The sequence below is a fragment of the Streptomyces sp. NPDC020875 genome, from assembly GCF_040641415.1.
Taxonomy (GTDB): domain Bacteria; phylum Actinomycetota; class Actinomycetes; order Streptomycetales; family Streptomycetaceae; genus Streptomyces.
Genome location: NZ_JBFADP010000020.1, coordinates 100,469 through 122,405 on the forward strand (window position 1 = coordinate 100,469; position 21,937 = coordinate 122,405).

The following is a 21,937-nucleotide window of genomic DNA, read 5'->3' on the forward strand; positions in this document are numbered from 1 at the left end:
GTCGTTTGATCGCCGTGATCACCGTACGATCCCGGTCATTCGACGCGGAGATCGTTTCCAGGAGCACAGGAGCAGGAGGGAGAGCCAGCCGATGGCGCTCGACCAGTCCTTCGTCGGGCGGAGTTATCCGCCCACCCCGCCCTATGAGGTCGGCCGGGAAAAGATCCGTGAATTCGCGGACGCGGTCGGGGACGCGCATCCCGCCTATCGCGACCCGGAGGCCGCGAAGGCCCTGGGGCACGCCGATGTGATCGCTCCGCCGACCTTCGCCTTCACGATCACCTACCGGGCCGCCGCCGTCGTGGTCCAGGACCCCAAGCTCGGGCTGGACTACAGCCGGGTGGTGCACGGCGCGCAGCGCTTCGCCTACACCCGGCCGCTCCGGGCGGGCGACCGGCTCTCGGTGGTCTCGACGATCGAGAGCATCAAGTCGCTCGCGGGCAATGACGTACTGGAGATCCGGGGCGAGGTGAGCGACGCGTCGGGTGAGCACGTCGTGACCGCCTGGACCAAGCTGGTGGCGCGCGCCGCCGAGGAGGCGTGATGGCGGCGGTGATCTCCTTCGCGGACGTCGAGGTCGGGACCGAACTGCCGGCCGGGTCCTTCCCGGTGGACCGGGCGACCCTGGTCCGGTACGCGGGCGCGTCCGGCGACTTCAACCCGATCCACTGGAACGAGCGGTTCGCCCGTGAGGTCGGACTGCCGGATGTGATCGCCCACGGCATGTTCACCATGGCCGAGGCGGTCCGGGTGGTCACGGACTGGGCCGGGGATCCGGGCGCCGTCGTCGACTACACGGTCAAGTTCACCAAGCCGGTGGTGGTGCCCGACGACGAGCAGGGCGCGCTGGTCGAGGTGAGCGCCAAGGTCGCGGCGCTGCTGGAGGACAACCGGGTCCGGGTGGACCTGACCGCGACCAGCGCCGGGGACAAGGTGCTGGGGATGGCCCGCGCGGTCGTCCAGCTGGTCTGATCCTGCCCGTCAGCCGGTCTGATCCTGGTCCGTACGGGCCTTTTCGTACGACGGTACGCATGCCGGGCGGGTCCCGGCCGCGCCTTCGGGGGCGCCCCTTCGCGGGGGCGCCCCCGCCGTGCGTTCGCCCCGCCCCGCCCTGCCGGGGGTTGACGAGTTAGTAATTGGTCACTAACTTACTCTCCATGGTGAGGATGAGCGCCGAAGAGCGGCGGGAGAGCGTGATCAGGGCGGCGACCGCCGAGTTCGCCGTCGGGGGGTACAACGGCACCTCGACGGAGGTGATCGCCCGCCGGGTCGGGGTCTCCCAGCCCTATCTGTTCCGGCTCTTCAAGAACAAGCGGGAGCTGTTCCTCGCGGTGGCCCGGCGCTGTATGGCGGATCTGGCCCGGGTCTTCGCGGACGCGCTGGCCGAGTCGCCCGACGGCGATCCGGAGATCGTGATGGCCGAGGCGTACCGACGGCTCATCGACGGCAATCGCGACATGTTGCTGATGCAGACACAGATCTATGTGGCCGTGGCGACGGCCGAGGCGGCGGGGGATGCCGAGTTCGGTGAAGCCGTACGACGCGGCTGGCTCGACATCGCCGAGCTGACGGGCGACGCCCTCGGGAGCGGCGCGGAGGCGGGCCGGTTCCTGGGGTACGGGATGCTGATCAACGCCCTGGTGTCGCTGGGGTTCCCCGGGGACCACCGGGTGTGGCGCGAGTACTTCGCGGTTCCGCCCGGAAGTGGCGGCGGAGGCGGAGCGGGGGGCCGGTAAGTCCCGGGGCTGCCCCTTATTAATAAGGGCCCGCGCCCTAAGAGCCCGCGTCCGGCCATCCGTGCCTGCCGTGCCCCCGTCCCGCCTGCCCTGTTGAGGTGGTCCCGATCGTGGCGGAGCCCTGGGTGACGTATGCCCAGGAAAGTTAGTGATCAATAACTAATTAAGTTTTCCGGAGGAGAGAGACATGTCTGCACCGAAGACGAAGGACCGGACGGCGCGACAGCGGCCCCAGGACCCGCGCACCGCGCGCTGGACCCTGATCGTCACCAGCGTCGCCGGATTCATGGCCGCCCTCGACAACCTGGTGGTCACCACCGCCCTCCCGGCCATCCGGGACGATCTCGGCGGCGGCCTCGCCGACCTCGAATGGACCGTGAGCGCCTACACCCTCACCTTCGCCGTACTGCTGATGCTCGGCGCCGCGCTCGGCGACCGCTTCGGCCGTCGCCGGTTGTTCATCACCGGAATCGGGGTCTTCACCGTCGCCTCCGCCGCCGCCGCGGTCGCCCCCGGGATAGAGGCCCTGATCGCCGCACGGGCCCTCCAGGGCGTCGGCGGGGCGATCATGATGCCGCTCACCCTGACCCTGCTGACCGCCGCCGTCCCCGAGGCCCGCCGGGGCGCCGCGCTCGGGATCTTCGGCGCCGTCACCGGAGTCGCCGTCGCCTGCGGCCCCCTCGTCGGCGGCGTACTCACCGAACACCTGTCCTGGCAGTGGATCTTCTGGCTGAACGTCCCCGTCGGCGCGGTGCTGATCCCCCTCGCCCGGCTGGGGCTCGCCGAGTCGTACGCCCCCGCCGCCCGGCTCGACGTCCCCGGCACACTGCTCGCCGGAGGTGGCCTGTTCGGCATCGTCTACGGGCTGGTCAGCGGCCATGTCGAGGGCTGGACCAGCACCCCCGTCCTGGTCGCGCTGACCGTCGGTGTCCTCCTGCTCGCCGCGTTCGTCCGGCACGGCGTGGTCGCCGCCCACCCCGTACTGCCCATGCGGCTCTTCCGCGACCGGGGCTTCGCCGCGATCAACGCGGCGAGCACCCTCATGTTCCTCGGCATGTTCGGCGCGATCTTCCTGCTCAGCCAGTACCTCCAGAACGCCGTCGGCCACTCGCCCACCCAGGCCGGACTGCGGATGCTGCCGTGGACCGCGATGCCGCTGGTCGTCGCCCCCTTCGCCGGACTGCTCTCGGACCGGATCGGCGGACGCCCCGTCGTCGTCGCCGGGCTCGTACTCCAGTCCGCCGGGCTGGCGCTCTACGCCCTCGTCCTCGACCCCGGGATGTCGTACGCGGCGCAGCTCCCGGCGCTGATCGTCGGCGGATTCGGCATGGCCCTCTTCTTCGCCCCCGCCATGAGCGTCGTGATGTCCGCCGTCCGCCCCGCCGAACAGGGCGTCGCCTCCGGCGCCAACACGGCACTGCGGGAGGTCGGCGGCGCGCTCGGGATCGCGGTACTCGGCGCGGTCTTCGCCGCCGCGGGCGGCTACGGCGGCCCGCGCGCCTTCACCGACGGGGTCGTCCCGGCGCTCTGGACCGGCGCGGGCGCGGTGGCCGTCGCGGCGCTCGCCGCCCTGCTGATCCCGCGCGACTCCCGGGCGCGTACGGCGCCGGTAGCCGTCCCCGAGCCGGTGCCCGCGTCCGGCCCGAAGGCCGTGGACCGGACCCCGGAGCGGGCCGGCGTCTGAGCGGAGCCCGTACGGTACGGAGCCCTCACCCGGCTCCGTACCGTACGGGCCGCTCCGGCTCGGCCCCGGGGATGCGCGGGGGACCCGGCGCCGTTTCGTACCCTTGTCCGCGTGCAGGAACTCCATGACGCCCCCCTCGCCCCCCTGACCACCTTCCGGCTCGGCGGCCCGGCCACCCGCCTGCTGACGGCGACCACCGACGACGAGGTGGTCGCCGCGGTGCGCGAGGCAGACGCCACCGACACGCCCCTGCTCCTCATCGGCGGCGGCAGCAACCTGGTCATCGGCGACAAGGGCTTCGAAGGTACGGCCCTGAGGATCGCCACCACCGGCTTCCGGCTCGACGGCACCCGGCTCGAACTCGCCGCGGGCGAGAACTGGAGCGACGCGGTCGCCCGGACCGTCGCCGCCGGGCTCGCGGGCGTCGAATGCCTCGCGGGCATCCCCGGCTCGGCGGGCGCCACGCCCGTCCAGAACGTCGGCGCGTACGGCCAGGAGGTCTCCAGCACCATCACCGAGGTCGTCGCCTACGACCGGCGCGCGGGGGAGACCGTCACCCTGACGAACGGGGAGTGCGACTTCTCCTACCGCCACAGCCGCTTCAAGGAGCGGCCCGACCGCTATGTCGTGCTGCGGGTCCGGTTCGGGCTGGAGGACGCGGGCGGGCTCTCCGCGCCGGTCCGGTACGCCGAGACCGCGCGGGTCCTCGGCGTCGGCGCCGGTGAGCGCGCCGACCTCGAAACCGTCCGCCGTACGGTGCTCGCGCTCCGCGGCGGCAAGGGCATGGTCCTCGACCCGGACGACCACGACACCTGGTCCGCGGGATCCTTCTTCACCAACCCGATCCTCGACGACACGGCGTACGAGACCTTCCTCGGCCGGGTCCGTGACCATCTCGGCGCCGACGCCGTGCCGCCCGCCTACCCCGCGGGCGAGGGCCGTACCAAGACCTCGGCGGCCTGGCTGATCGACAAGGCGGGCTTCACCAAGGGATACGGCTCCGGCCCGGCCCGGATCTCCACGAAGCACACCCTGGCCCTGACGAACCGCGGCGAGGCCACGACGGAGGATCTGCTGGCACTGGCCCGGGAGGTCGTGGCGGGGGTCCACGACGTCTTCGGCGTCACCCTGATCAACGAGCCGGTCACGGTGGGCGTCCAGCTCTAGCCACCGGCGGTTCCCTGGTGTGCCGGGTCCCGCCCGGGTGCCTGGTGTTGTTCGCGGTCTGCGGATCGTGGGTGGCTGCTCTCGCAGTTCCCCGAGCCCCTAAATGCTCTCCCCAGCACCGGCCCTGGAAAGGGGCCCGTCCTCCTCCTGGGCCGGGCTACGCCGGGGCGGAGAGCCAGGTGTCGACGGACGAGAGCAGACGGGCGCGGACCGGCTCCGGGGCCGCCGACGCGCGGATCGACTGGCGGGCCAGCTCCGCCAGCTCCTCGTCCGTGAAGCCGTGGTGCCGCCGCGCCAGCTCGTACTGCGCCGCCAGCCGCGAGCCGAAGAGCAGTGGATCGTCCGCGCCCAGCGCCATCGGCACCCCCGCCTCGAACAGGGTCCGCAACGGGACGTCCTCCGGCTTGTCGTAGACGCCCAGTGCCACATTCGAGGAGGGGCAGACCTCGCAGGTCACCCCGCGTTCGGCCAGTTTCCGCAGCAGCCGCGGGTCCTCCGCCGCGCGGACCCCGTGCCCGATCCGGGCGGCCCGGAGGTCGTCGAGGCAGTCGCGGACCGACGCGGGCCCGGTCAGCTCGCCGCCGTGCGGGGCGGCCAGCAGCCCGCCGTCCCGGGCGATCGCGAAGGCCCGGTCGAAGTCACGGGCCATGCCCCGGCGCTCGTCGTTGGAGAGCCCGAAGCCGACGATGCCGCGGTCGGCGTACCGTACCGCCAGCCGGGCCAGGGTCCTGGCCTCCAGCGGATGCTTCATCCGGTTCGCGGCGACCAGGACGCGCATCCCGAGCCCGGTCTCGCGGCTCGCGGAGTCCACCGCGTCCAGGATGATCTCCAGCGCCGGGATCAGCCCGCCGAGCATCGGCGCGTACGAGGTGGGGTCGACCTGTATCTCCAGCCAGCCCGAGCCGTCCCTGACGTCCTCCTCGGCCGCCTCGCGGACCAGCCGCCGGATGTCGTCCGGTTCCCGGAGGCAGGAGCGGGCGATGTCGTACAGCCGCTGGAACCGGAACCAGCCGCGCTCGTCGGTGGCCCGCAGCTTGGGGGGCTCGCCACCGGTCAGCGCGTCGGGCAGGTGGACGCCGTACTTGTCGGCCAGTTCGAGCAGTGTCGACGGCCGCATCGAGCCCGTGAAGTGGAGATGCAGATGGGCCTTGGGGAGCAGGCTGACGTCACGTACGCGTTCCATTCTCGGATCCTGCCGTAATGCCGGGCCGCGCGGCAGCCGTTTTCCCTGATCGGGCGCTTGCCCGAACGAAAGAACGGCCCCGGGGCGCGGAGAGTTCCGCGCCCCGGGGCCGTTCGGCGGCCGGACGGGTCAGTCCCGCGCCTCGGCCAGCAGCTTCTGGATCCGGGACACGCCCTCCGCCAGGTCGTCGTCGCCGAGCGCGTACGACAGCCGCAGATAGCCGGGGGTGCCGAACGCCTCACCGGGTACGACGGCGACCTCGACCTCGTCGAGGATCAGCGCCGCCAGCTCGACCGAGGTCGCCGGGCGCTGTCCCCGGATCTCCTTGCCGAGCAGGGCCTTCACCGAGGGGTAGACGTAGAACGCGCCCTCGGGCTCCGGGCAGACCACACCGTCGATCTCGTTGAGCATCCGGACGATCGTCCGGCGGCGGCGGTCGAAGGCGGTCCGCATCTCGGCGACGGCCTCCAGATCGCCGGAGACCGCGGCCAGCGCCGCGACCTGGGCCACGTTGGAGACGTTCGACGTGGCGTGCGACTGGAGGTTGGTCGCGGCCTTGATCACGTCCTTGGGGCCGACGATCCACCCCACGCGCCAGCCCGTCATGGCGTACGTCTTCGCCACCCCGTTCACCACCAGGCACCGGTCACGCAGACCGGGCACGACGGTGGGCAGGGACGTGAAGGCCGCGTCGCCGTAGACCAGGTGCTCGTAGATCTCGTCCGTGAGCACCCAGAGGCCGTGCTCCTCGGCCCAGCGGCCGATCGCCTCGGTGTCCTCCCGGCTGTAGACGGCACCGGTCGGGTTGGACGGGGAGACGAAGAGGACGACCTTGGTCCGCTCGGTCCTGGCGGCCTCCAGCTGCTCGACGGAGACCCGGTAGCCGGTGGTCTCGTCGGCCACGACCTCGACCGGGACACCGCCCGCGAGCCGGATGGACTCCGGGTACGTGGTCCAGTACGGCGCCGGGACGATCACCTCGTCGCCCGGGTCGAGGACCGCCGCGAACGCCTCGTAGATCGCCTGCTTCCCGCCGTTGGTCACCAGGACCTGCGCCGGATCGACCTCGTAACCCGAGTCCCGCAGCGTCTTCTCGGCGATCGCCTTCTTCAGCTCGGGCAGCCCGCCGGCCGGGGTGTAGCGGTGGTACTTCGGCGTCCGGCAGGCCTCGACGGCCGCTTCGACGATGTAGTCGGGGGTCGGGAAGTCGGGCTCGCCCGCGCCGAAGCCGATCACCGGACGCCCGGCGGCCTTGAGGGCCTTGGCCTTGGCGTCGACGGCGAGGGTCGCGGACTCGGAGATCGCGCCGATGCGCGCGGAGACCCGGCGCTCGGTGGGAGAGGATGCAGCGCTCATACCGTCCATCGTCCCAGACGCCAAACCCCCGCGGCACAGGTGTTCCGAGGCCCGGACACCGGGGCGGGCCCCGACCGGTCCCGACCGGCCCCGGGCCCCGCCGGACGCTCCGCCGGACGTCTCCCCGGGCCTCGCGCCGGTCCCTCGCGCCGGACGTTCCGCCGCAGGCCCCGCCGGGGGCGGCCGGACCGGCCGGGGCGGCCCTCACGTGCGGGTGAGCAAGACCCCTTGGGGCGTTGTCTGTTCGACGTCGGCCCCCGGAACACGTACACTCACTCGTCGTTGGCCCTCACCCGACGGTTTCACCGGATCACCCGGGGATGCTGTAGGTTGGGGGAGCCACAAAGGGTCGTAGCTCAATTGGTAGAGCACTGGTCTCCAAAACCAGCGGTTGGGGGTTCAAGTCCCTCCGGCCCTGCTACACACACACCTTCGCCAGGATGTGTGCGCATGTACGCAGATTTATTTCAACGCCGTGCGGCTCCACCGGGCGCGGCACGGCCACGACCCGGGAATCAGGTGAAAGAAAGTGACGGACGCCGTGGGCTCCATCGACACGCCTGATGCCGAGGACGAGGCTCCCAAGGAGAAGTCCCGCAAGGGCGGCAAGCGCGGCAAGAAGGGCCCCTTCGGCCGTCTCGCGCTTTTCTACCGGCAGATCGTCGCCGAGCTCCGTAAGGTCGTCTGGCCTACGAAGAGCCAGCTGACGACGTACACGACCGTGGTCATCATCTTCGTCGTCATCATGATCGGCCTGGTGACCGTGATTGACTATGGGTTCCAGGAAGTCGTCGCGTACGTCTTCGGCTGATCCCGCGACAAGGGCGGCGTCACCGGTGTACGTACCGGGGCGGCGTCCTTTCCGCATGTTCCACCCATCTGTATCCAGGAAGAAGCAGCCACCGTGTCTGACCCGAACCTGAACGAGGCCGTCGAGCCGGACGACGCGAGCTTCGAGTCCGTGGAGTCCGCCGAGGACGAGCAGGACATCGTTGAGGCTGCTGACTCCGTCGACCCGGACGAGGCGGAGGCCGCCGACGCCGCCGCCGGTGAGCCGGCCGAGGAAGCCGCTCTGCACGTCGAGGACGAGGCGGCCGACGCCGAGGACGACGACGCCACCGAGGGTGCCGAGGACGACGACGAGGCCGCCGAGGCTGACGAGGCCGCTGAGGCCGTTGTCGAGGTTGCCGAGGAAGCGGTCGACCCGATCGCCGCGCTCCGTGAGGAGCTGCGCACCCTCCCCGGCGAGTGGTACGTGATCCACACGTACGCCGGGTACGAGAAGCGGGTCAAGGCCAACCTGGAGCAGCGCGCCGTCTCGCTCAACGTCGAGGAGTTCATCTACCAGGCCGAAGTGCCCGAGGAAGAGATCGTCCAGATCAAGAACGGCGAGCGCAAGAACGTCCGCCAGAACAAGCTTCCCGGCTACGTCCTGGTCCGGATGGACCTCACCAACGAGTCCTGGGGCGTCGTCCGGAACACTCCGGGCGTCACCGGCTTCGTGGGCAACGCCTACGACCCGTACCCGCTGACCCTGGACGAGATCGTGAAGATGCTCGCCCCGGAGGCCGAGGAGAAGGCCGCCCGCGAGGCCGCCGAGGCCAAGGGCGAGCCGGTCCCGTCCCGCAAGGTCGAGGTCCAGGTGCTGGACTTCGAGGTCGGCGACTCGGTCACCGTCACGGACGGTCCGTTCGCCACCCTCCAGGCCACGATCAACGAGATCAACGCGGACTCGAAGAAGGTCAAGGGTCTCGTCGAGATCTTCGGCCGCGAGACCCCGGTCGAGCTGAGCTTCGACCAGATCCAGAAGAACTGACACAGAGCTTCCGACCAGGTCAGAACGTCCCCTCGGGGCCGTTCTGACCTGTCGGTTTTTAACCGTACGGCTATACCCGTTATCGTTGTGCGGTATGCCTCCATCCGGTATGGATCGGATGGAGTGCTGGAAACTCTCACTAGGACCCGGAGAGAGCAATGCCTCCCAAGAAGAAGAAGGTCACGGGGCTTATCAAGCTCCAGATCCAGGCCGGCGCGGCCAACCCGGCTCCGCCGGTCGGCCCGGCTCTGGGTCAGCACGGCGTCAACATCATGGAGTTCTGCAAGGCCTACAACGCCGCGACCGAGTCGCAGCGTGGCATGGTCGTGCCGGTGGAGATCACGGTCTACGAGGACCGTTCGTTCACCTTCGTCACCAAGACTCCGCCTGCCGCCAAGCTGATCCTCAAGGCCGCTGGTGTGGACAAGGGCTCCGGCGAGCCGCACAAGACCAAGGTCGCCAAGCTCACGCGCGACCAGGTCCGCGAGATCGCCACGACGAAGATGCCGGACCTGAACGCGAACGACCTGGACGCCGCGGAGAAGATCATCGCGGGTACGGCTCGTTCGATGGGCGTCACCGTCGAGGGCTGACGAACGAACTCGCGCAGTGGCCGGCCGAGGAACGAGGCCGTCCGCGAAGCGAGTGAGTGAGGAAGCCCGAGCAGAAGACGCCGCGGGCTGAGCCCCATGACCTTTGAGTGGTAGGACCAGCGCTGGTCCGGACCACGACTCCACACCCTGAAACACACAGGAGCAGCAGTGAAGCGCAGCAAGACTCTCCGCGCTGCGGACGCCAAGATCGACCGGGAGCGTCTGTACGCCCCCCTCGAGGCCGTCCGTCTCGCCAAGGACACCTCGTCCACGAAGTTCGACGGCACCGTCGAGGTGGCCCTGCGGCTGGGCGTCGACCCCCGCAAGGCCGACCAGATGGTCCGTGGCACCGTGAACCTTCCGCACGGCACCGGCAAGACCGCCCGGGTCCTGGTCTTCGCGACCGGTGACCGTGCCGAGGCCGCGCGTGCCGCGGGCGCCGACATCATCGGCGCCGACGAGCTGATCGACGAGGTCGCGAAGGGCCGTCTGGACTTCGACGCCGTCGTGGCCACCCCGGACCTCATGGGCAAGGTCGGCCGTCTCGGCCGGGTGCTCGGTCCGCGTGGTCTGATGCCGAACCCGAAGACCGGTACGGTCACCCCGGATGTCGCGAAGGCTGTGACCGACATCAAGGGCGGCAAGATCGAGTTCCGTGTCGACAAGCACTCGAACCTGCACTTCATCATCGGCAAGGTCTCTTTCGACGAGGCCAAGCTGGTGGAGAACTACGGGGCGGCGCTGGAGGAGATCCTCCGTCTGAAGCCGTCCGCCGCGAAGGGCCGCTACATCAAGAAGGCGACCCTGACCACCACGATGGGTCCCGGCATTCCGCTGGACTCCAACCGGACCCGCAACCTCCTCGTCGAGGAGGACCCGGCTTCCGTCTGATCTGACGGTAGTCGCGGGTTCACGCAGGGCTGACAGGCCGGTCCCCGTACCTCTTTCGAGGTACGGGGACCGGCCCGTTTACCGACGAACGGCCGATCGGCGCTGTCGGTCGTATGGGTTACCGTTCAAGAGTTCACAGCAGAGAAATAAAAGGGGCGGGGACATGAGCAAGTCCATATGGAGGCGTGCGGGCCTTTCGCTGACGGCCGTGGCCGTGATCGCCGGTGCTTCGGCCTGTGGCGGCGAGGACGACAAGAAGAAGTCCGCCGACAACGGCTCCCAGACGAAGATCCAGTCGGGTGCCGAGGTCACGAAGGTCCTCCAGGCCGCGTACAAGAAGACCGACGAGGCCAAGACCGCCAAGGTCAACATGGTCATGACCATGCCGAAGATGGGCGATGAGCCCGGCGGTCAGATGACGATGGACGGCGTCATGGGCTGGGACCCGATGATGATCGACGTCACGGCCAAGGGTGAGGCCCTCGCGGCCGGTGCCGGCGCGGGCGGGCCCGAGCAGATCCGTATGGTCTGGCTGAAGGACGTCATGTACATGGACATGGGCGCCGCGGCGGCCAAGGAAATGGGCATGGACGGCAAGCGCTGGATGAAGATGGACCTGGCCGCGCTGGCCAAGGAGTCCGGCGACCCGGCGATCCAGAAGCAGCTCACCGGCGGCCTGGACAGCATGGACCAGAGCCCGGCCGAGCAGCTCGCCGTACTGCTGGAGTCCAAGAGCATCAAGCACGTCGGTCCCGCCAAGGTGGGCGGTGTCGACACCCAGCACTACAAGGGCACCATCTCGGTCGCCGAGATGCTGAAGGCCAACAAGTCCCTGGTGCTCGACGAGACCGAGCGCAAGCAGCTGACCGACGGCATGAAGGAGGCCGGGATCTCCTCCTACGACACCCAGGTCTGGGTGAACGGGGACGGCTTCCCGGTCAAGATGGACGTCTCCATGGCCACCAAGGAGGGTCCGGTCAAGATGGTGTCCAACTACTCCGACTACGGCACCAAGGCGTCCGTGACGGCTCCGCCCGCGAACCAGACCTTCGACTTCGCGGCCATGATGAAGGAGATCGGCGCCGCGATGGAGGAGGAGGGGGCGACCCCGTAAGGTCTCCCCGTCCGGTGCGCGCACCGACCCGATCGCCTTCTGTCCGGACCCCGGGCGGGAGGCGATTTGCGTCGGCTCGCCCCCGTCGCGTACGCTTCCCTGGAAGCCAAAGACCGCTGGTTGTTGCCGCGTGCTCGTAAGAGGTCGCGGCGGCCGAAGGATCCGCTAGCTGCGGACGGCCCGCGCAGGTGATTGTGGAGCAGCTCCCGGATTTCCGTCCGGTCGAGCCACGCCCCGTGCGCCTGCGCCGGGGCGTTTCGTTTTGCCCAGTCTCCTCCTTCGGGTCCGCGCGGTCCTCATCACCCGGAAGGAGGCCGACGCCCATGGCTAGGCCCGACAAGGCTGCCGCGGTAGCCGAGCTGGCGGACCAGTTCCGCGGCTCGAACGCCGCCGTGCTGACCGAGTACCGGGGTCTCACCGTGGCGCAGCTCAAGCAGCTGCGCCGTTCTCTCGGTGAGAACGCCCAGTACGCCGTGGTGAAGAACACGCTGACCAAGATCGCGGCCAATGAGGCCGGGATCACTTCGCTCGACGACCTGTTCAACGGTCCGACGGCGGTTGCCTTCGTCACCGGTGACCCGGTGGAGTCGGCGAAGGGTCTTCGTGACTTCGCCAAGGACAACCCGAACCTGATCATCAAGGGCGGCGTGCTCGACGGCAAGCCGCTGTCCGCCGATGAGATCAAGAAGCTCGCGGACCTCGAGTCCCGCGAGGTTCTGCTCTCCAAGCTGGCGGGTGCCATGAAGGGCAAGCAGTCGCAGGCTGCCTCCCTCTTCCAGGCGCTCCCGTCGAAGCTCGTCCGCACCGTGGACGCGCTTCGCGCCCAGCGCGACGAGCAGGGCGGTGCCGAGTAACTCGGCTCGCGTAATGACCGCCGCCCCCGGCGACGGTCGCAGCGGGCCGAACGTACGCCCGCCTACATGTACATCCGGCACCAGCCGAATTAGTGGAAGGACGCCATCATGGCGAAGCTCAGCCAGGACGACCTGCTCGCGCAGTTCGACGAGATGACCCTCATCGAGCTCTCCGCCTTCGTGAAGGCTTTTGAGGAGCGCTTCGACGTCACCGCCGCCGCGGCCGCCCCGGTCGTCGTCGCGGGTGGCGCCGCCGCCGGTGGCGACGCCGCCGCCGCCGAGGAGCAGGACGAGTTCGACGTCATCCTCACGGGTGCCGGCGAGAAGAAGATCCAGGTCATCAAGGTCGTGCGTGAGCTGACCTCCCTGGGTCTGAAGGAGGCCAAGGACCTCGTGGACGGCACCCCGAAGCCGGTCCTCGAGAAGGTCGCCAAGGACGTCGCCGAGAAGGCCGCCGAGTCCCTCAAGGCCGCGGGCGCGGCTGTCGAGGTCAAGTGACCCCGAAGGTCTTCACGGCACCCCGCGGACGGCGCTTCGGCGCCGTGAGCGGACTGTGAGGCTCGTCTCGTCTCTGTAACGGGACACCGTCGAAGGGCGATCACCCTATTGGGTGGTCGCCCTTTGGCGTATCCGTGACGGTCGGGCCGTGCCGCCTTGCGCTGGGGCGTGCGGCGAGTATGGTGATCATCTCCGTGTGTCCCGGCCGTCCGGGAGGAGATTTCCGAGGCGGCGGTGTGTGGCTCCCGTGCCTGGTCAGTGACGGTTCCGGCGACCGGGCCGGGACAGGGGGCCTTGACGAACGGCACGCAGCGCGCAATTCTCAGGACGCGTCGTGACAACCGATCCGGATCCGAGGCATGGATCGGTGACCGAGTGGGCAGTATCGCTGTACGCCTTCCGGGCGTGAGGGTTGATGCGGAGTTGAGGACAACGAGGGCAGCGAGGGTCCCCAGAGACCCGCACTGGACATCAGTGTGCCAAGTGGCTACACTGACCCTTTGCGCTGCCTGTTAACTGCCTCCTGCCCGTCACCAGGGGCATCCCCTCGCATGAGCACACCGGGCCGAACCATCCCTGACCTGGGATTTCTCGGCCCCTGCCCGGCTTGGGACCGGTACGCGCGTAGTGAGTCCGAGCCCTCGGAAGGACCCCCTCTTGGCCGCCTCGCGCAACGCCTCGACCGCGAATACGAACAACGGCGCCAGCACCGCCCCGCTGCGCATCTCCTTTGCAAAGATCAAAGAGCCCCTTGAGGTTCCGAACCTCCTCGCGCTCCAGACCGAGAGCTTCGACTGGCTGCTCGGCAATGCCGCGTGGAAGGCTCGGGTCGAGGCGGCTCTGGACAGCGGACAGGACGTCCCCACCAAGTCCGGTCTGGAGGAGATCTTCGAGGAGATCTCCCCGATCGAGGACTTCAGCGGGTCGATGTCGCTGACCTTCCGCGACCACCGCTTCGAGCCGCCGAAGAACTCGATCGACGAGTGCAAGGACCGCGACTTCACCTACGCGGCGCCGCTGTTCGTCACGGCGGAGTTCACCAACAACGAGACCGGCGAGATCAAGTCGCAGACGGTCTTCATGGGTGACTTCCCGCTGATGACGAACAAGGGCACGTTCGTGATCAACGGCACCGAGCGTGTCGTCGTGTCCCAGCTCGTCCGCTCGCCGGGCGTCTACTTCGACTCCAGCATCGACAAGACGTCCGACAAGGACATCTTCACCGCCAAGGTCATCCCGTCCCGGGGTGCCTGGCTGGAGATGGAGATCGACAAGCGGGACATGGTCGGTGTCCGTATCGACCGCAAGCGCAAGCAGTCCGTTACCGTACTGCTGAAGGCGCTCGGCTGGACCACCGAGCAGATCCTGCAGGAGTTCGGCGAGTACGAGTCCATGCGCGCCACCCTGGAGAAGGACCACACCCAGGGCCAGGACGACGCGCTGCTCGACATCTACCGCAAGCTGCGTCCGGGCGAGCCGCCGACCCGTGAGGCCGCGCAGACGCTGCTCGAGAACCTCTACTTCAACCCCAAGCGCTACGACCTGGCGAAGGTCGGCCGCTACAAGGTGAACAAGAAGCTCGGCGCCGACGAGCCGCTGGACGCCGGGGTCCTCACCACCGACGACGTCATCGCCACCATCAAGTACCTGGTGAAGCTGCACGCCGGTGAGGTCGAGACGATCGGCGAGTCCGGCCGTTCGATCATCGTCGAGACCGACGACATCGACCACTTCGGCAACCGTCGTATCCGTAACGTCGGCGAGCTGATCCAGAACCAGGTCCGTACGGGTCTGGCCCGGATGGAGCGGGTCGTGCGCGAGCGCATGACCACCCAGGACGTCGAGGCGATCACGCCGCAGACCCTGATCAACATCCGGCCGGTCGTCGCCTCCATCAAGGAGTTCTTCGGCACCAGCCAGCTGTCCCAGTTCATGGACCAGAACAACCCGCTGTCGGGGCTGACGCACAAGCGTCGTCTGAACGCCCTCGGCCCGGGTGGTCTCTCCCGTGAGCGGGCCGGCTTCGAGGTCCGTGACGTGCACCCGTCGCACTACGGCCGGATGTGCCCGATCGAGACGCCCGAAGGCCCGAACATCGGTCTGATCGGCTCGCTCGCCTCCTACGGCCGGATCAACGCGTTCGGCTTCATCGAGACGCCGTACCGCAAGGTCGTCGACGGCCAGGTCACCGACGAGGTGGACTACCTGACCGCCGACGAGGAGGACCGCTTCGTCATCGCGCAGGCCAACGCCACGCTCGCGGACGACATGCGGTTCGCCGAGGCCCGGGTGCTGGTCCGCCGCCGCGGCGGCGAGGTCGACTACGTCCCGCCGGCCGAGGTCGACTACATGGACGTCTCGCCGCGCCAGATGGTGTCGGTCGCGACCGCCATGATCCCCTTCCTGGAGCACGACGACGCCAACCGTGCCCTCATGGGCGCGAACATGATGCGTCAGGCCGTCCCGCTGATCACGGCCGAGGCGCCGCTGGTCGGTACCGGTATGGAGTACCGCTGCGCGGTCGACGCCGGTGACGTCATCAAGGCGGAGAAGGACGGTGTGGTCCAGGAGGTCTCCGCGGACTACATCACCGTCGCCAACGACGACGGCACCTACACCACCTACCGGGTGGCCAAGTTCTCCCGCTCCAACCAGGGCACCTCGGTCAACCAGAAGGTGATCGTCGCCGAGGGCGACCGGGTCGTCGAGAGCCAGGTGCTCGCCGACGGACCGGCCACCGAAGACGGCGAGATGGCGCTGGGCAAGAACCTGCTCGTCGCGTTCATGCCGTGGGAGGGCCACAACTACGAGGACGCGATCATCCTGTCGCAGCGCCTCGTCCAGGACGACGTCCTCTCCTCGATCCACATCGAGGAGCACGAGGTCGACGCCCGTGACACCAAGCTGGGCCCCGAGGAGATCACCCGGGATATCCCGAACGTCTCCGAGGAGGTCCTCGCCGACCTCGACGAGCGCGGCATCATCCGGATCGGTGCCGAGGTCGTCGCCGGCGACATCCTGGTCGGCAAGGTCACGCCCAAGGGCGAGACCGAGCTGACCCCGGAGGAGCGCCTGCTCCGCGCGATCTTCGGCGAGAAGGCCCGCGAGGTCCGTGACACGTCGCTGAAGGTCCCGCACGGCGAGATCGGCAAGGTCATCGGCGTCCGCGTCTTCGACCGCGAGGAAGGCGACGAGCTCCCGCCCGGCGTCAACCAGCTGGTCCGGGTCTACGTGGCCCAGAAGCGCAAGATCACCGACGGTGACAAGCTGGCCGGCCGCCACGGCAACAAGGGCGTCATCTCCAAGATCCTGCCGATCGAGGACATGCCGTTCCTGGAGGACGGCACCCCGGTCGACATCATCCTCAACCCGCTCGGTGTGCCGTCCCGGATGAACCCGGGACAGGTCCTCGAGATCCACCTCGGCTGGCTCGCCAGCCAGGGCTGGAAGGTCGAGGGCAACGAGGAGTGGATGGAGCGGCTGAAGTCCATCGGCGCGGACGACGTCCGCCCGGGCACCAATGTCGCCACCCCGGTCTTCGACGGCGCCCGCGAGGACGAGATCGCCGGTCTCTTCGAGTCGACGATCCCCAACCGCGACGGTGACCGCATGGTCCTGCCGTCCGGTAAGGCCCGGATGTTCGACGGCCGCTCCGGCGAGCCGTTCCCGGACCCGATCTCGGTCGGGTACATGTACATCCTCAAGCTCCACCACCTGGTCGACGACAAGCTGCACGCCCGGTCGACCGGTCCGTACTCGATGATCACCCAGCAGCCGCTGGGTGGTAAGGCCCAGTTCGGTGGCCAGCGCTTCGGTGAGATGGAGGTGTGGGCGCTGGAGGCTTACGGCGCCGCGTACGCCCTCCAGGAGCTGCTGACCATCAAGTCCGACGACGTCACCGGCCGAGTCAAGGTCTACGAGGCGATCGTCAAGGGCGAGAACATCCCCGAGCCCGGCATCCCCGAGTCCTTCAAGGTGCTCATCAAGGAGATGCAGTCCCTGTGCCTCAACGTGGAGGTGCTGTCCTCGGACGGCATGTCCATCGAGATGCGCGACACCGACGAGGACGTCTTCCGTGCCGCGGAAGAGCTCGGCATCGACCTGTCCCGGCGCGAGCCGAGCAGCGTCGAAGAGGTCTGACGGGTCCGGCCGGGGCTCCCTCACGAGCCCCGGCCGCAGCCCCCAGGACTCCGTACAGACCACTGAGATACACAACCCTGAGAGGGATTGACGCATAGTGCTCGACGTCAACTTCTTCGACGAGCTTCGGATCGGCCTGGCCACCGCTGACGACATCCGTCAGTGGTCGCACGGAGAGGTCAAGAAGCCCGAGACGATCAACTACCGCACGCTCAAGCCCGAAAAGGACGGACTCTTCTGCGAGAAGATCTTCGGTCCGACCCGGGACTGGGAGTGCTACTGCGGCAAGTACAAGCGCGTCCGCTTCAAGGGCATCATCTGTGAGCGCTGCGGCGTCGAGGTGACCCGCGCCAAGGTGCGCCGTGAGCGGATGGGCCACATCGAGCTGGCCGCCCCCGTCACCCACATCTGGTACTTCAAGGGCGTCCCCTCGCGCCTGGGCTACCTGCTCGACCTCGCGCCGAAGGACCTGGAGAAGGTCATCTACTTCGCCGCGTACATGATCACGTACGTGGACGAGGAGCGCCGGACCCGCGACCTGCCCTCGCTGGAGGCCCATGTCTCCGTCGAGCGCCAGCAGGTCGAGAACCGCCGCGACGCCGACGTCGAGGCCCGGGCCAAGAAGCTGGAAGGCGACCTGGCCGAGCTGGAGGCCGAGGGCGCCAAGGCCGACGTACGCCGCAAGGTGCGCGAAGGCGCCGAGCGTGAGATGAAGCAGCTGCGCGACCGCGCCCAGCGCGAGGTCGACCGCCTCGACGAGGTGTGGAACCGCTTCAAGAACCTCAAGGTCCAGGACCTGGAGGGCGACGAGCTGCTCTACCGCGAGCTGCGCGACCGCTTCGGCACCTACTTCGACGGTTCGATGGGCGCCGCCGCGCTGCAGAAGCGCCTGGAGTCCTTCGACCTGAACGAGGAGGCCGAGCGCCTCCGCGAGATCATCCGGACCGGCAAGGGCCAGAAGAAGACCCGGGCGCTCAAGCGCCTCAAGGTCGTCTCCGCCTTCCTCCAGACCAGCAACAGCCCCAAGGGCATGGTGCTGGACTGCGTCCCGGTGATCCCGCCGGACCTGCGTCCGATGGTGCAGCTGGACGGTGGCCGCTTCGCCACCTCCGACCTCAACGACCTGTACCGCCGCGTGATCAACCGGAACAACCGGCTGAAGCGTCTGCTCGACCTCGGTGCCCCCGAGATCATCGTGAACAACGAGAAGCGGATGCTCCAGGAGGCCGTCGACGCGCTCTTCGACAACGGTCGCCGCGGCCGTCCGGTCACCGGTCCGGGCAACCGTCCGCTGAAGTCCCTGAGCGACATGCTCAAGGGCAAGCAGGGCCGGTTCCGTCAGAACCTCCTCGGCAAGCGTGTGGACTACTCCGCGCGTTCCGTGATCGTCGTCGGTCCGCAGCTCAAGCTGCACCAGTGCGGTCTGCCGAAGGCGATGGCGCTGGAGCTGTTCAAGCCGTTCGTGATGAAGCGCCTGGTCGACCTGAACCACGCGCAGAACATCAAGTCGGCCAAGCGGATGGTGGAGCGCGGCCGTACCGTCGTGTACGACGTCCTCGAAGAGGTCATCGCCGAGCACCCGGTCCTGCTGAACCGTGCCCCCACCCTGCACCGTCTGGGTATCCAGGCGTTCGAGCCGCAGCTGGTCGAGGGCAAGGCCATCCAGATCCACCCGCTCGTCTGCACCGCGTTCAACGCGGACTTCGACGGTGACCAGATGGCCGTCCACCTGCCGCTGTCGGCGGAGGCCCAGGCCGAGGCCCGCATCCTGATGCTGTCCTCGAACAACATCCTCAAGCCGGCCGACGGCCGTCCCGTCACCATGCCCACCCAGGACATGGTGCTCGGCCTCTTCTTCCTCACCACGGACGAGGAGGAGCGCGAGGTGCGCGGCGAGGGCCGGTCCTTCGGCTCCACCGCCGAGGCGATCATGGCGTTCGACGCCCGTGAGCTGTCCCTCCAGGCCAAGGTCGACATCCGCTTCCCGGTGGGCACCATCCCGCCGCGCGGCTGGACCCCGCCGGCCGACGAGGACGGCGCCGCGTCCGACGGGCTCGGCGGCACCTGGCAGCAGGGTGACAGCTTCCGGCTGAACACCACCCTGGGCCGGGCGCTCTTCAACGAGCTGCTGCCCGAGGACTACCCGTTCGTCGACTACTCCGTCGGCAAGAAGCAGCTCTCCGAGATCGTCAACGACCTCGCCGAGCGCTACCCCAAGGTGATCGTGGCGGCGACGCTCGACAACCTGAAGGCGGCCGGCTTCTACTGGGCCACGCGTTCCGGCGTCACCGTCGCCATCTCGGACGTCGTCGTCCCGGAGGCGAAGAAGGAGATCGTCGCCTCGTACGAGGCCAAGGACGAGAAGATCCAGAAGCAGTACGAGCGCGGCCTGATCACCAAGCAGGAGCGCACGAACGAGCTGATCGACAACTGGACCCGCGCGACCAACGAGGTCGCCGAGGCGATGAACGCGAACTTCCCGAAGACCAACCCCATCTTCATGATGGTGGACTCGGGTGCTCGTGGAAACATGATGCAGATGCGTCAGATCGCCGGTATGCGTGGTCTGGTGTCCAACGCCAAGAACGAGACGATCCCGCGTCCCATCAAGGCGTCGTTCCGTGAGGGCCTGTCGGTGCTGGAGTACTTCATCTCCACGCACGGTGCCCGTAAGGGTCTCGCCGACACCGCCCTGCGTACCGCCGACTCGGGTTACCTGACCCGTCGTCTGGTGGACGTCTCGCAGGACGTGATCATCCGCGAGGAGGACTGCGGCACCGAGCGCGGCCTCAAGCTGGGGATCGCCGAGCGCGGCGCCGACGGCGTCCTGCGCAAGGCCGAGAACGTCGAGACGTCCGTCTACGCCCGGATGCTCGCCGAGGACGTCGTCGTCGACGGCAAGGTCATCGCGCCCGCCAATGTCGACCTCGGCGATGTGCTGATCGACGCGCTGGTCGCGGCCGGTGTCGAGGAGGTCAAGACCCGCTCGGTCCTGACCTGCGAGTCCGCGGTCGGCACCTGTGCCTTCTGCTACGGCCGCTCGCTGGCCACCGGCAAGCTGGTCGACATCGGTGAGGCGGTCGGCATCATCGCCGCCCAGTCCATCGGTGAGCCCGGTACCCAGCTGACGATGCGTACCTTCCACACCGGTGGTGTGGCCGGTGACGACATCACCCAGGGTCTGCCGCGTGTCGTCGAGCTCTTCGAGGCCCGTACGCCCAAGGGTGTCGCCCCGATCTCGGAGGCGGCCGGCCGCGTCCGGATCGAGGAGACCGAGAAGACCAAGAAGCTCGTCGTCACCCCGGACGACGGCAGCGACGAGACGGCCTTCCCGATCTCGAAGCGTGCCAAGGTCCTGGTGCACGAGGGTGATCACGTCGAGGTCGGCCAGCCGCTGACCTTCGGTGCGACCAACCCGCACGACGTGCTGCGGATCCTCGGCCAGCGGGCCGTCCAGGTCCACCTGGTCGGCGAGGTCCAGAAGGTCTACAACTCGCAGGGTGTGTCGATCCACGACAAGCACATCGAGATCATCATCCGGCAGATGCTGCGCCGGGTGACGATCATCGAGTCCGGCGACGCGGAGCTGCTGCCGGGCGAGCTGGTCGAGCGCTCGAAGTTCGAGACCGAGAACCGTCGTGTGGTCACCGAGGGCGGTCACCCCGCCTCCGGCCGTCCGCAGCTGATGGGTATCACCAAGGCGTCGCTGGCCACCGAGTCGTGGCTGTCGGCGGCGTCCTTCCAGGAGACGACCCGGGTTCTGACCGACGCGGCGATCAACGCCAAGTCGGACTCCCTGATCGGTCTCAAGGAGAACGTCATCATCGGTAAGCTCATCCCGGCCGGTACGGGTCTCTCCCGTTACCGCAACATCCGGGTCGAGCCGACCGAGGAGGCCAAGGCCGCGATGTACTCGGCCGTCGGCTACGACGACATCGACTACTCGCCGTTCGGCACCGGCTCCGGCCAGGCCGTTCCGCTGGAGGACTACGACTACGGTCCGTACAACCAGTGAGTCGACGCGGCGGAGCGGCCGGTTCCGGCTGAGCCGCCGCGCCTGAAGCGAGTCGAAGGGCGGTCACCCCGATCGGGGTGACCGCCCTTCGGGCTTTCCGGCTGCCGTCCGGTGGTCCGGTGGTGTTCCGGTGGTACGCGGCCCCGGGCTCAGCGGCCCGTGAGCTGCCAGACCGCGAGGCCGAGGCCGGCGCTCGCGGTGAGCGCCGCGACGCTGGCGAGCGGCCAGCGGGCCCGCTCCAGGGAGTCCAGCCGGGACTCCATATCGGCGAGTTGCTTATCGGTCTGGTCGCTCCGCTGGACGAGCAGGGCCAGGGACCCGTCGACCCGGGCGAAGCCCGCCTCCAGGGTGCCGCGGAGGCGTTCCAGCTCGACGGCGACGCCCGCCCGGGGGATGGGGTCGTGCCAGGACGGGGGGTCAGGGTCGGCCATCGGTACCTCCGGAGCCGTAGCCGGGTCTTCTGCCGGGCGCGGGCGCGGGCGCGGACTCCGGAGCCGTACCGCTGTCGCGGCCGGGGTCCCGGGACGTACCGCCGGGTTCGCCGAGCCAGGCCGGGAGCAGCCGTTGTACGGCGTCGAGCGCCATGATCCTGGCCAGCCCGCCGGATACGGCGAGGGCGGCGGCCACCCAGGGCAGGGTGCTCGGCAGGCCCGAGGCGTCGACGATCGCGGGCAGGGCGACGGCGATACCGACCGCGGTCTGCAGGACGGTACGGGCGGTCCGCCGGGCTGCTTCGGACATGACTGCCTCCTTCGTACGTCGGATGGGGGAGGGGCAGGGCGTGTTGCGAAAGTGGCGCCGTCCGCCCGAAGGGCGGGGCCCGCGGCGTCCGGTGCGTGCAATCGCGATGGCGGTGGGGGTCCCCCCGGCGAAGCCAGGGGGCGGTCGCC

General features: G+C 68.8%; 17 protein-coding genes, 1 tRNA gene and 1 pseudogene. 15 read left to right on the forward strand and 4 right to left on the reverse strand.

Features of this window, described 5'->3' with window-relative positions:
• Nucleotides 1–91 precede the first annotated feature (91 nt).
• The 5 genes from AB0G74_RS14140 (at nt 92) to AB0G74_RS14160 (ending at nt 4,587) form a co-directional block, all read left to right on the forward strand.
• A complete protein-coding gene (locus tag AB0G74_RS14140; RefSeq protein WP_361144981.1) occupies nt 92–544 on the forward strand; it encodes a MaoC family dehydratase N-terminal domain-containing protein in 453 nt (150 codons plus the stop codon).
• Nucleotides 544–972 (forward strand): MaoC family dehydratase, encoded by a 429-nt coding sequence (locus tag AB0G74_RS14145; RefSeq protein ID WP_361144984.1) that lies wholly within the window; start codon nt 544–546, stop codon nt 970–972. The genes AB0G74_RS14140 and AB0G74_RS14145 overlap by 1 nt, the downstream gene beginning before the upstream one ends.
• A 185-nt stretch (nt 973–1,157) precedes the next feature.
• Nucleotides 1,158–1,736, forward strand: coding sequence for a TetR/AcrR family transcriptional regulator (locus tag AB0G74_RS14150; RefSeq protein WP_361144986.1), 579 nt, complete (start codon nt 1,158–1,160; stop codon nt 1,734–1,736).
• A 187-nt stretch (nt 1,737–1,923) separates the two neighbouring features.
• On the forward strand, nt 1,924–3,420 hold the full coding sequence (locus AB0G74_RS14155) for a DHA2 family efflux MFS transporter permease subunit (RefSeq protein WP_361144989.1): 1,497 nt from the start codon (nt 1,924–1,926) through the stop codon (nt 3,418–3,420).
• Nucleotides 3,421–3,531: 111 nt separating this feature from the next.
• On the forward strand, nt 3,532–4,587 hold the full coding sequence (locus AB0G74_RS14160; protein WP_361144992.1) for a UDP-N-acetylmuramate dehydrogenase: 1,056 nt from the start codon (nt 3,532–3,534) through the stop codon (nt 4,585–4,587).
• Between the two features lie 157 nt (nt 4,588–4,744).
• Here AB0G74_RS14160 and AB0G74_RS14165 read toward each other — a convergent pair whose 3' ends face one another.
• Together AB0G74_RS14165 and AB0G74_RS14170 are read right to left on the reverse strand one after the other, a co-directional pair.
• Nucleotides 4,745–5,770 (reverse strand): adenosine deaminase, encoded by a 1,026-nt coding sequence (locus AB0G74_RS14165; protein WP_361144995.1) that lies wholly within the window; start codon nt 5,768–5,770, stop codon nt 4,745–4,747.
• Between the two features lie 129 nt (nt 5,771–5,899).
• On the reverse strand, nt 5,900–7,126 hold the full coding sequence (locus tag AB0G74_RS14170) for a pyridoxal phosphate-dependent aminotransferase (RefSeq protein ID WP_361144998.1): 1,227 nt from the start codon (nt 7,124–7,126) through the stop codon (nt 5,900–5,902).
• Between the two features lie 345 nt (nt 7,127–7,471).
• Here AB0G74_RS14170 and AB0G74_RS14175 point away from each other — a divergent pair.
• From AB0G74_RS14175 to AB0G74_RS14220, 10 genes are all read left to right on the forward strand, one after another.
• Nucleotides 7,472–7,544, forward strand: a tRNA-Trp gene (locus tag AB0G74_RS14175).
• A gap of 111 nt (nt 7,545–7,655) precedes the next feature.
• The gene (secE, locus tag AB0G74_RS14180; protein ID WP_361145000.1) at nt 7,656–7,937 is read left to right on the forward strand and encodes a preprotein translocase subunit SecE; all 282 of its coding nucleotides are present in this window, start codon (nt 7,656–7,658) and stop codon (nt 7,935–7,937) included.
• A gap of 93 nt (nt 7,938–8,030) precedes the next feature.
• Complete coding sequence (nusG, locus tag AB0G74_RS14185) at nt 8,031–8,942, forward strand: transcription termination/antitermination protein NusG (protein WP_361145002.1); 912 nt, start codon at nt 8,031–8,033, stop codon at nt 8,940–8,942.
• 158 nt (nt 8,943–9,100) lie between these two features.
• On the forward strand, nt 9,101–9,535 hold the full coding sequence (gene rplK, locus AB0G74_RS14190) for a 50S ribosomal protein L11 (protein WP_109295530.1): 435 nt from the start codon (nt 9,101–9,103) through the stop codon (nt 9,533–9,535).
• Between the two features lie 168 nt (nt 9,536–9,703).
• Complete coding sequence (gene rplA, locus AB0G74_RS14195; protein ID WP_361145006.1) at nt 9,704–10,426, forward strand: 50S ribosomal protein L1; 723 nt, start codon at nt 9,704–9,706, stop codon at nt 10,424–10,426.
• A 163-nt stretch (nt 10,427–10,589) separates the two neighbouring features.
• Nucleotides 10,590–11,540, forward strand: a complete 951-nt coding sequence (locus AB0G74_RS14200; protein ID WP_361145009.1) for a hypothetical protein — start codon at nt 10,590–10,592, stop codon at nt 11,538–11,540.
• Nucleotides 11,541–11,863: 323 nt separating this feature from the next.
• Complete coding sequence (rplJ, locus tag AB0G74_RS14205; RefSeq protein ID WP_361145011.1) at nt 11,864–12,394, forward strand: 50S ribosomal protein L10; 531 nt, start codon at nt 11,864–11,866, stop codon at nt 12,392–12,394.
• Nucleotides 12,395–12,502: 108 nt separating this feature from the next.
• Nucleotides 12,503–12,892 (forward strand): 50S ribosomal protein L7/L12, encoded by a 390-nt coding sequence (gene rplL / locus AB0G74_RS14210; protein ID WP_361145014.1) that lies wholly within the window; start codon nt 12,503–12,505, stop codon nt 12,890–12,892.
• A 657-nt stretch (nt 12,893–13,549) separates the two neighbouring features.
• Nucleotides 13,550–17,032 (forward strand): DNA-directed RNA polymerase subunit beta, encoded by a 3,483-nt coding sequence (gene rpoB, locus AB0G74_RS14215; protein WP_361145017.1) that lies wholly within the window; start codon nt 13,550–13,552, stop codon nt 17,030–17,032.
• A gap of 97 nt (nt 17,033–17,129) precedes the next feature.
• Entirely contained in the window at nt 17,130–21,047 is a 3,918-nt protein-coding gene (locus AB0G74_RS14220; RefSeq protein WP_361145020.1) for a DNA-directed RNA polymerase subunit beta', read from the forward strand.
• Nucleotides 21,048–21,196: 149 nt separating this feature from the next.
• Here the strand turns inward: AB0G74_RS14220 and AB0G74_RS14225 are convergent, their stop codons facing one another.
• Nucleotides 21,197–21,478, reverse strand: a complete 282-nt coding sequence (locus AB0G74_RS14225; protein ID WP_361145023.1) for a hypothetical protein — start codon at nt 21,476–21,478, stop codon at nt 21,197–21,199.
• A gap of 112 nt (nt 21,479–21,590) precedes the next feature.
• Nucleotides 21,591–21,788, reverse strand: a pseudogene (locus tag AB0G74_RS14230) (hypothetical protein); the annotation flags it as partial.
• Nucleotides 21,789–21,937: the final 149 nt, after the last annotated feature.

Excerpts from the sequence above, each read along its gene's own strand:
- AB0G74_RS14140 (WP_361144981.1), top strand. The coding sequence starts at position 92 with ATGGCGCTCGACCAGTCCTTCGTCGGGCGGAGTTATCCGCCCACCCCG.
- AB0G74_RS14145 (WP_361144984.1), top strand. The coding sequence starts at position 544 with ATGGCGGCGGTGATCTCCTTCGCGGACGTCGAGGTCGGGACCGAACTG.
- AB0G74_RS14150 (WP_361144986.1), top strand. The coding sequence starts at position 1,158 with ATGGTGAGGATGAGCGCCGAAGAGCGGCGGGAGAGCGTGATCAGGGCG.
- AB0G74_RS14155 (WP_361144989.1), top strand. The coding sequence starts at position 1,924 with ATGTCTGCACCGAAGACGAAGGACCGGACGGCGCGACAGCGGCCCCAG.
- AB0G74_RS14165 (WP_361144995.1), bottom strand. The coding sequence starts at position 5,770 with ATGGAACGCGTACGTGACGTCAGCCTGCTCCCCAAGGCCCATCTGCAT.
- AB0G74_RS14170 (WP_361144998.1), bottom strand. The coding sequence starts at position 7,126 with ATGAGCGCTGCATCCTCTCCCACCGAGCGCCGGGTCTCCGCGCGCATC.
- rplK (WP_109295530.1), top strand. The coding sequence starts at position 9,101 with ATGCCTCCCAAGAAGAAGAAGGTCACGGGGCTTATCAAGCTCCAGATC.
- AB0G74_RS14200 (WP_361145009.1), top strand. The coding sequence starts at position 10,590 with ATGAGCAAGTCCATATGGAGGCGTGCGGGCCTTTCGCTGACGGCCGTG.
- rplJ (WP_361145011.1), top strand. The coding sequence starts at position 11,864 with ATGGCTAGGCCCGACAAGGCTGCCGCGGTAGCCGAGCTGGCGGACCAG.
- rplL (WP_361145014.1), top strand. The coding sequence starts at position 12,503 with ATGGCGAAGCTCAGCCAGGACGACCTGCTCGCGCAGTTCGACGAGATG.
- AB0G74_RS14225 (WP_361145023.1), bottom strand. The coding sequence starts at position 21,478 with ATGGCCGACCCTGACCCCCCGTCCTGGCACGACCCCATCCCCCGGGCG.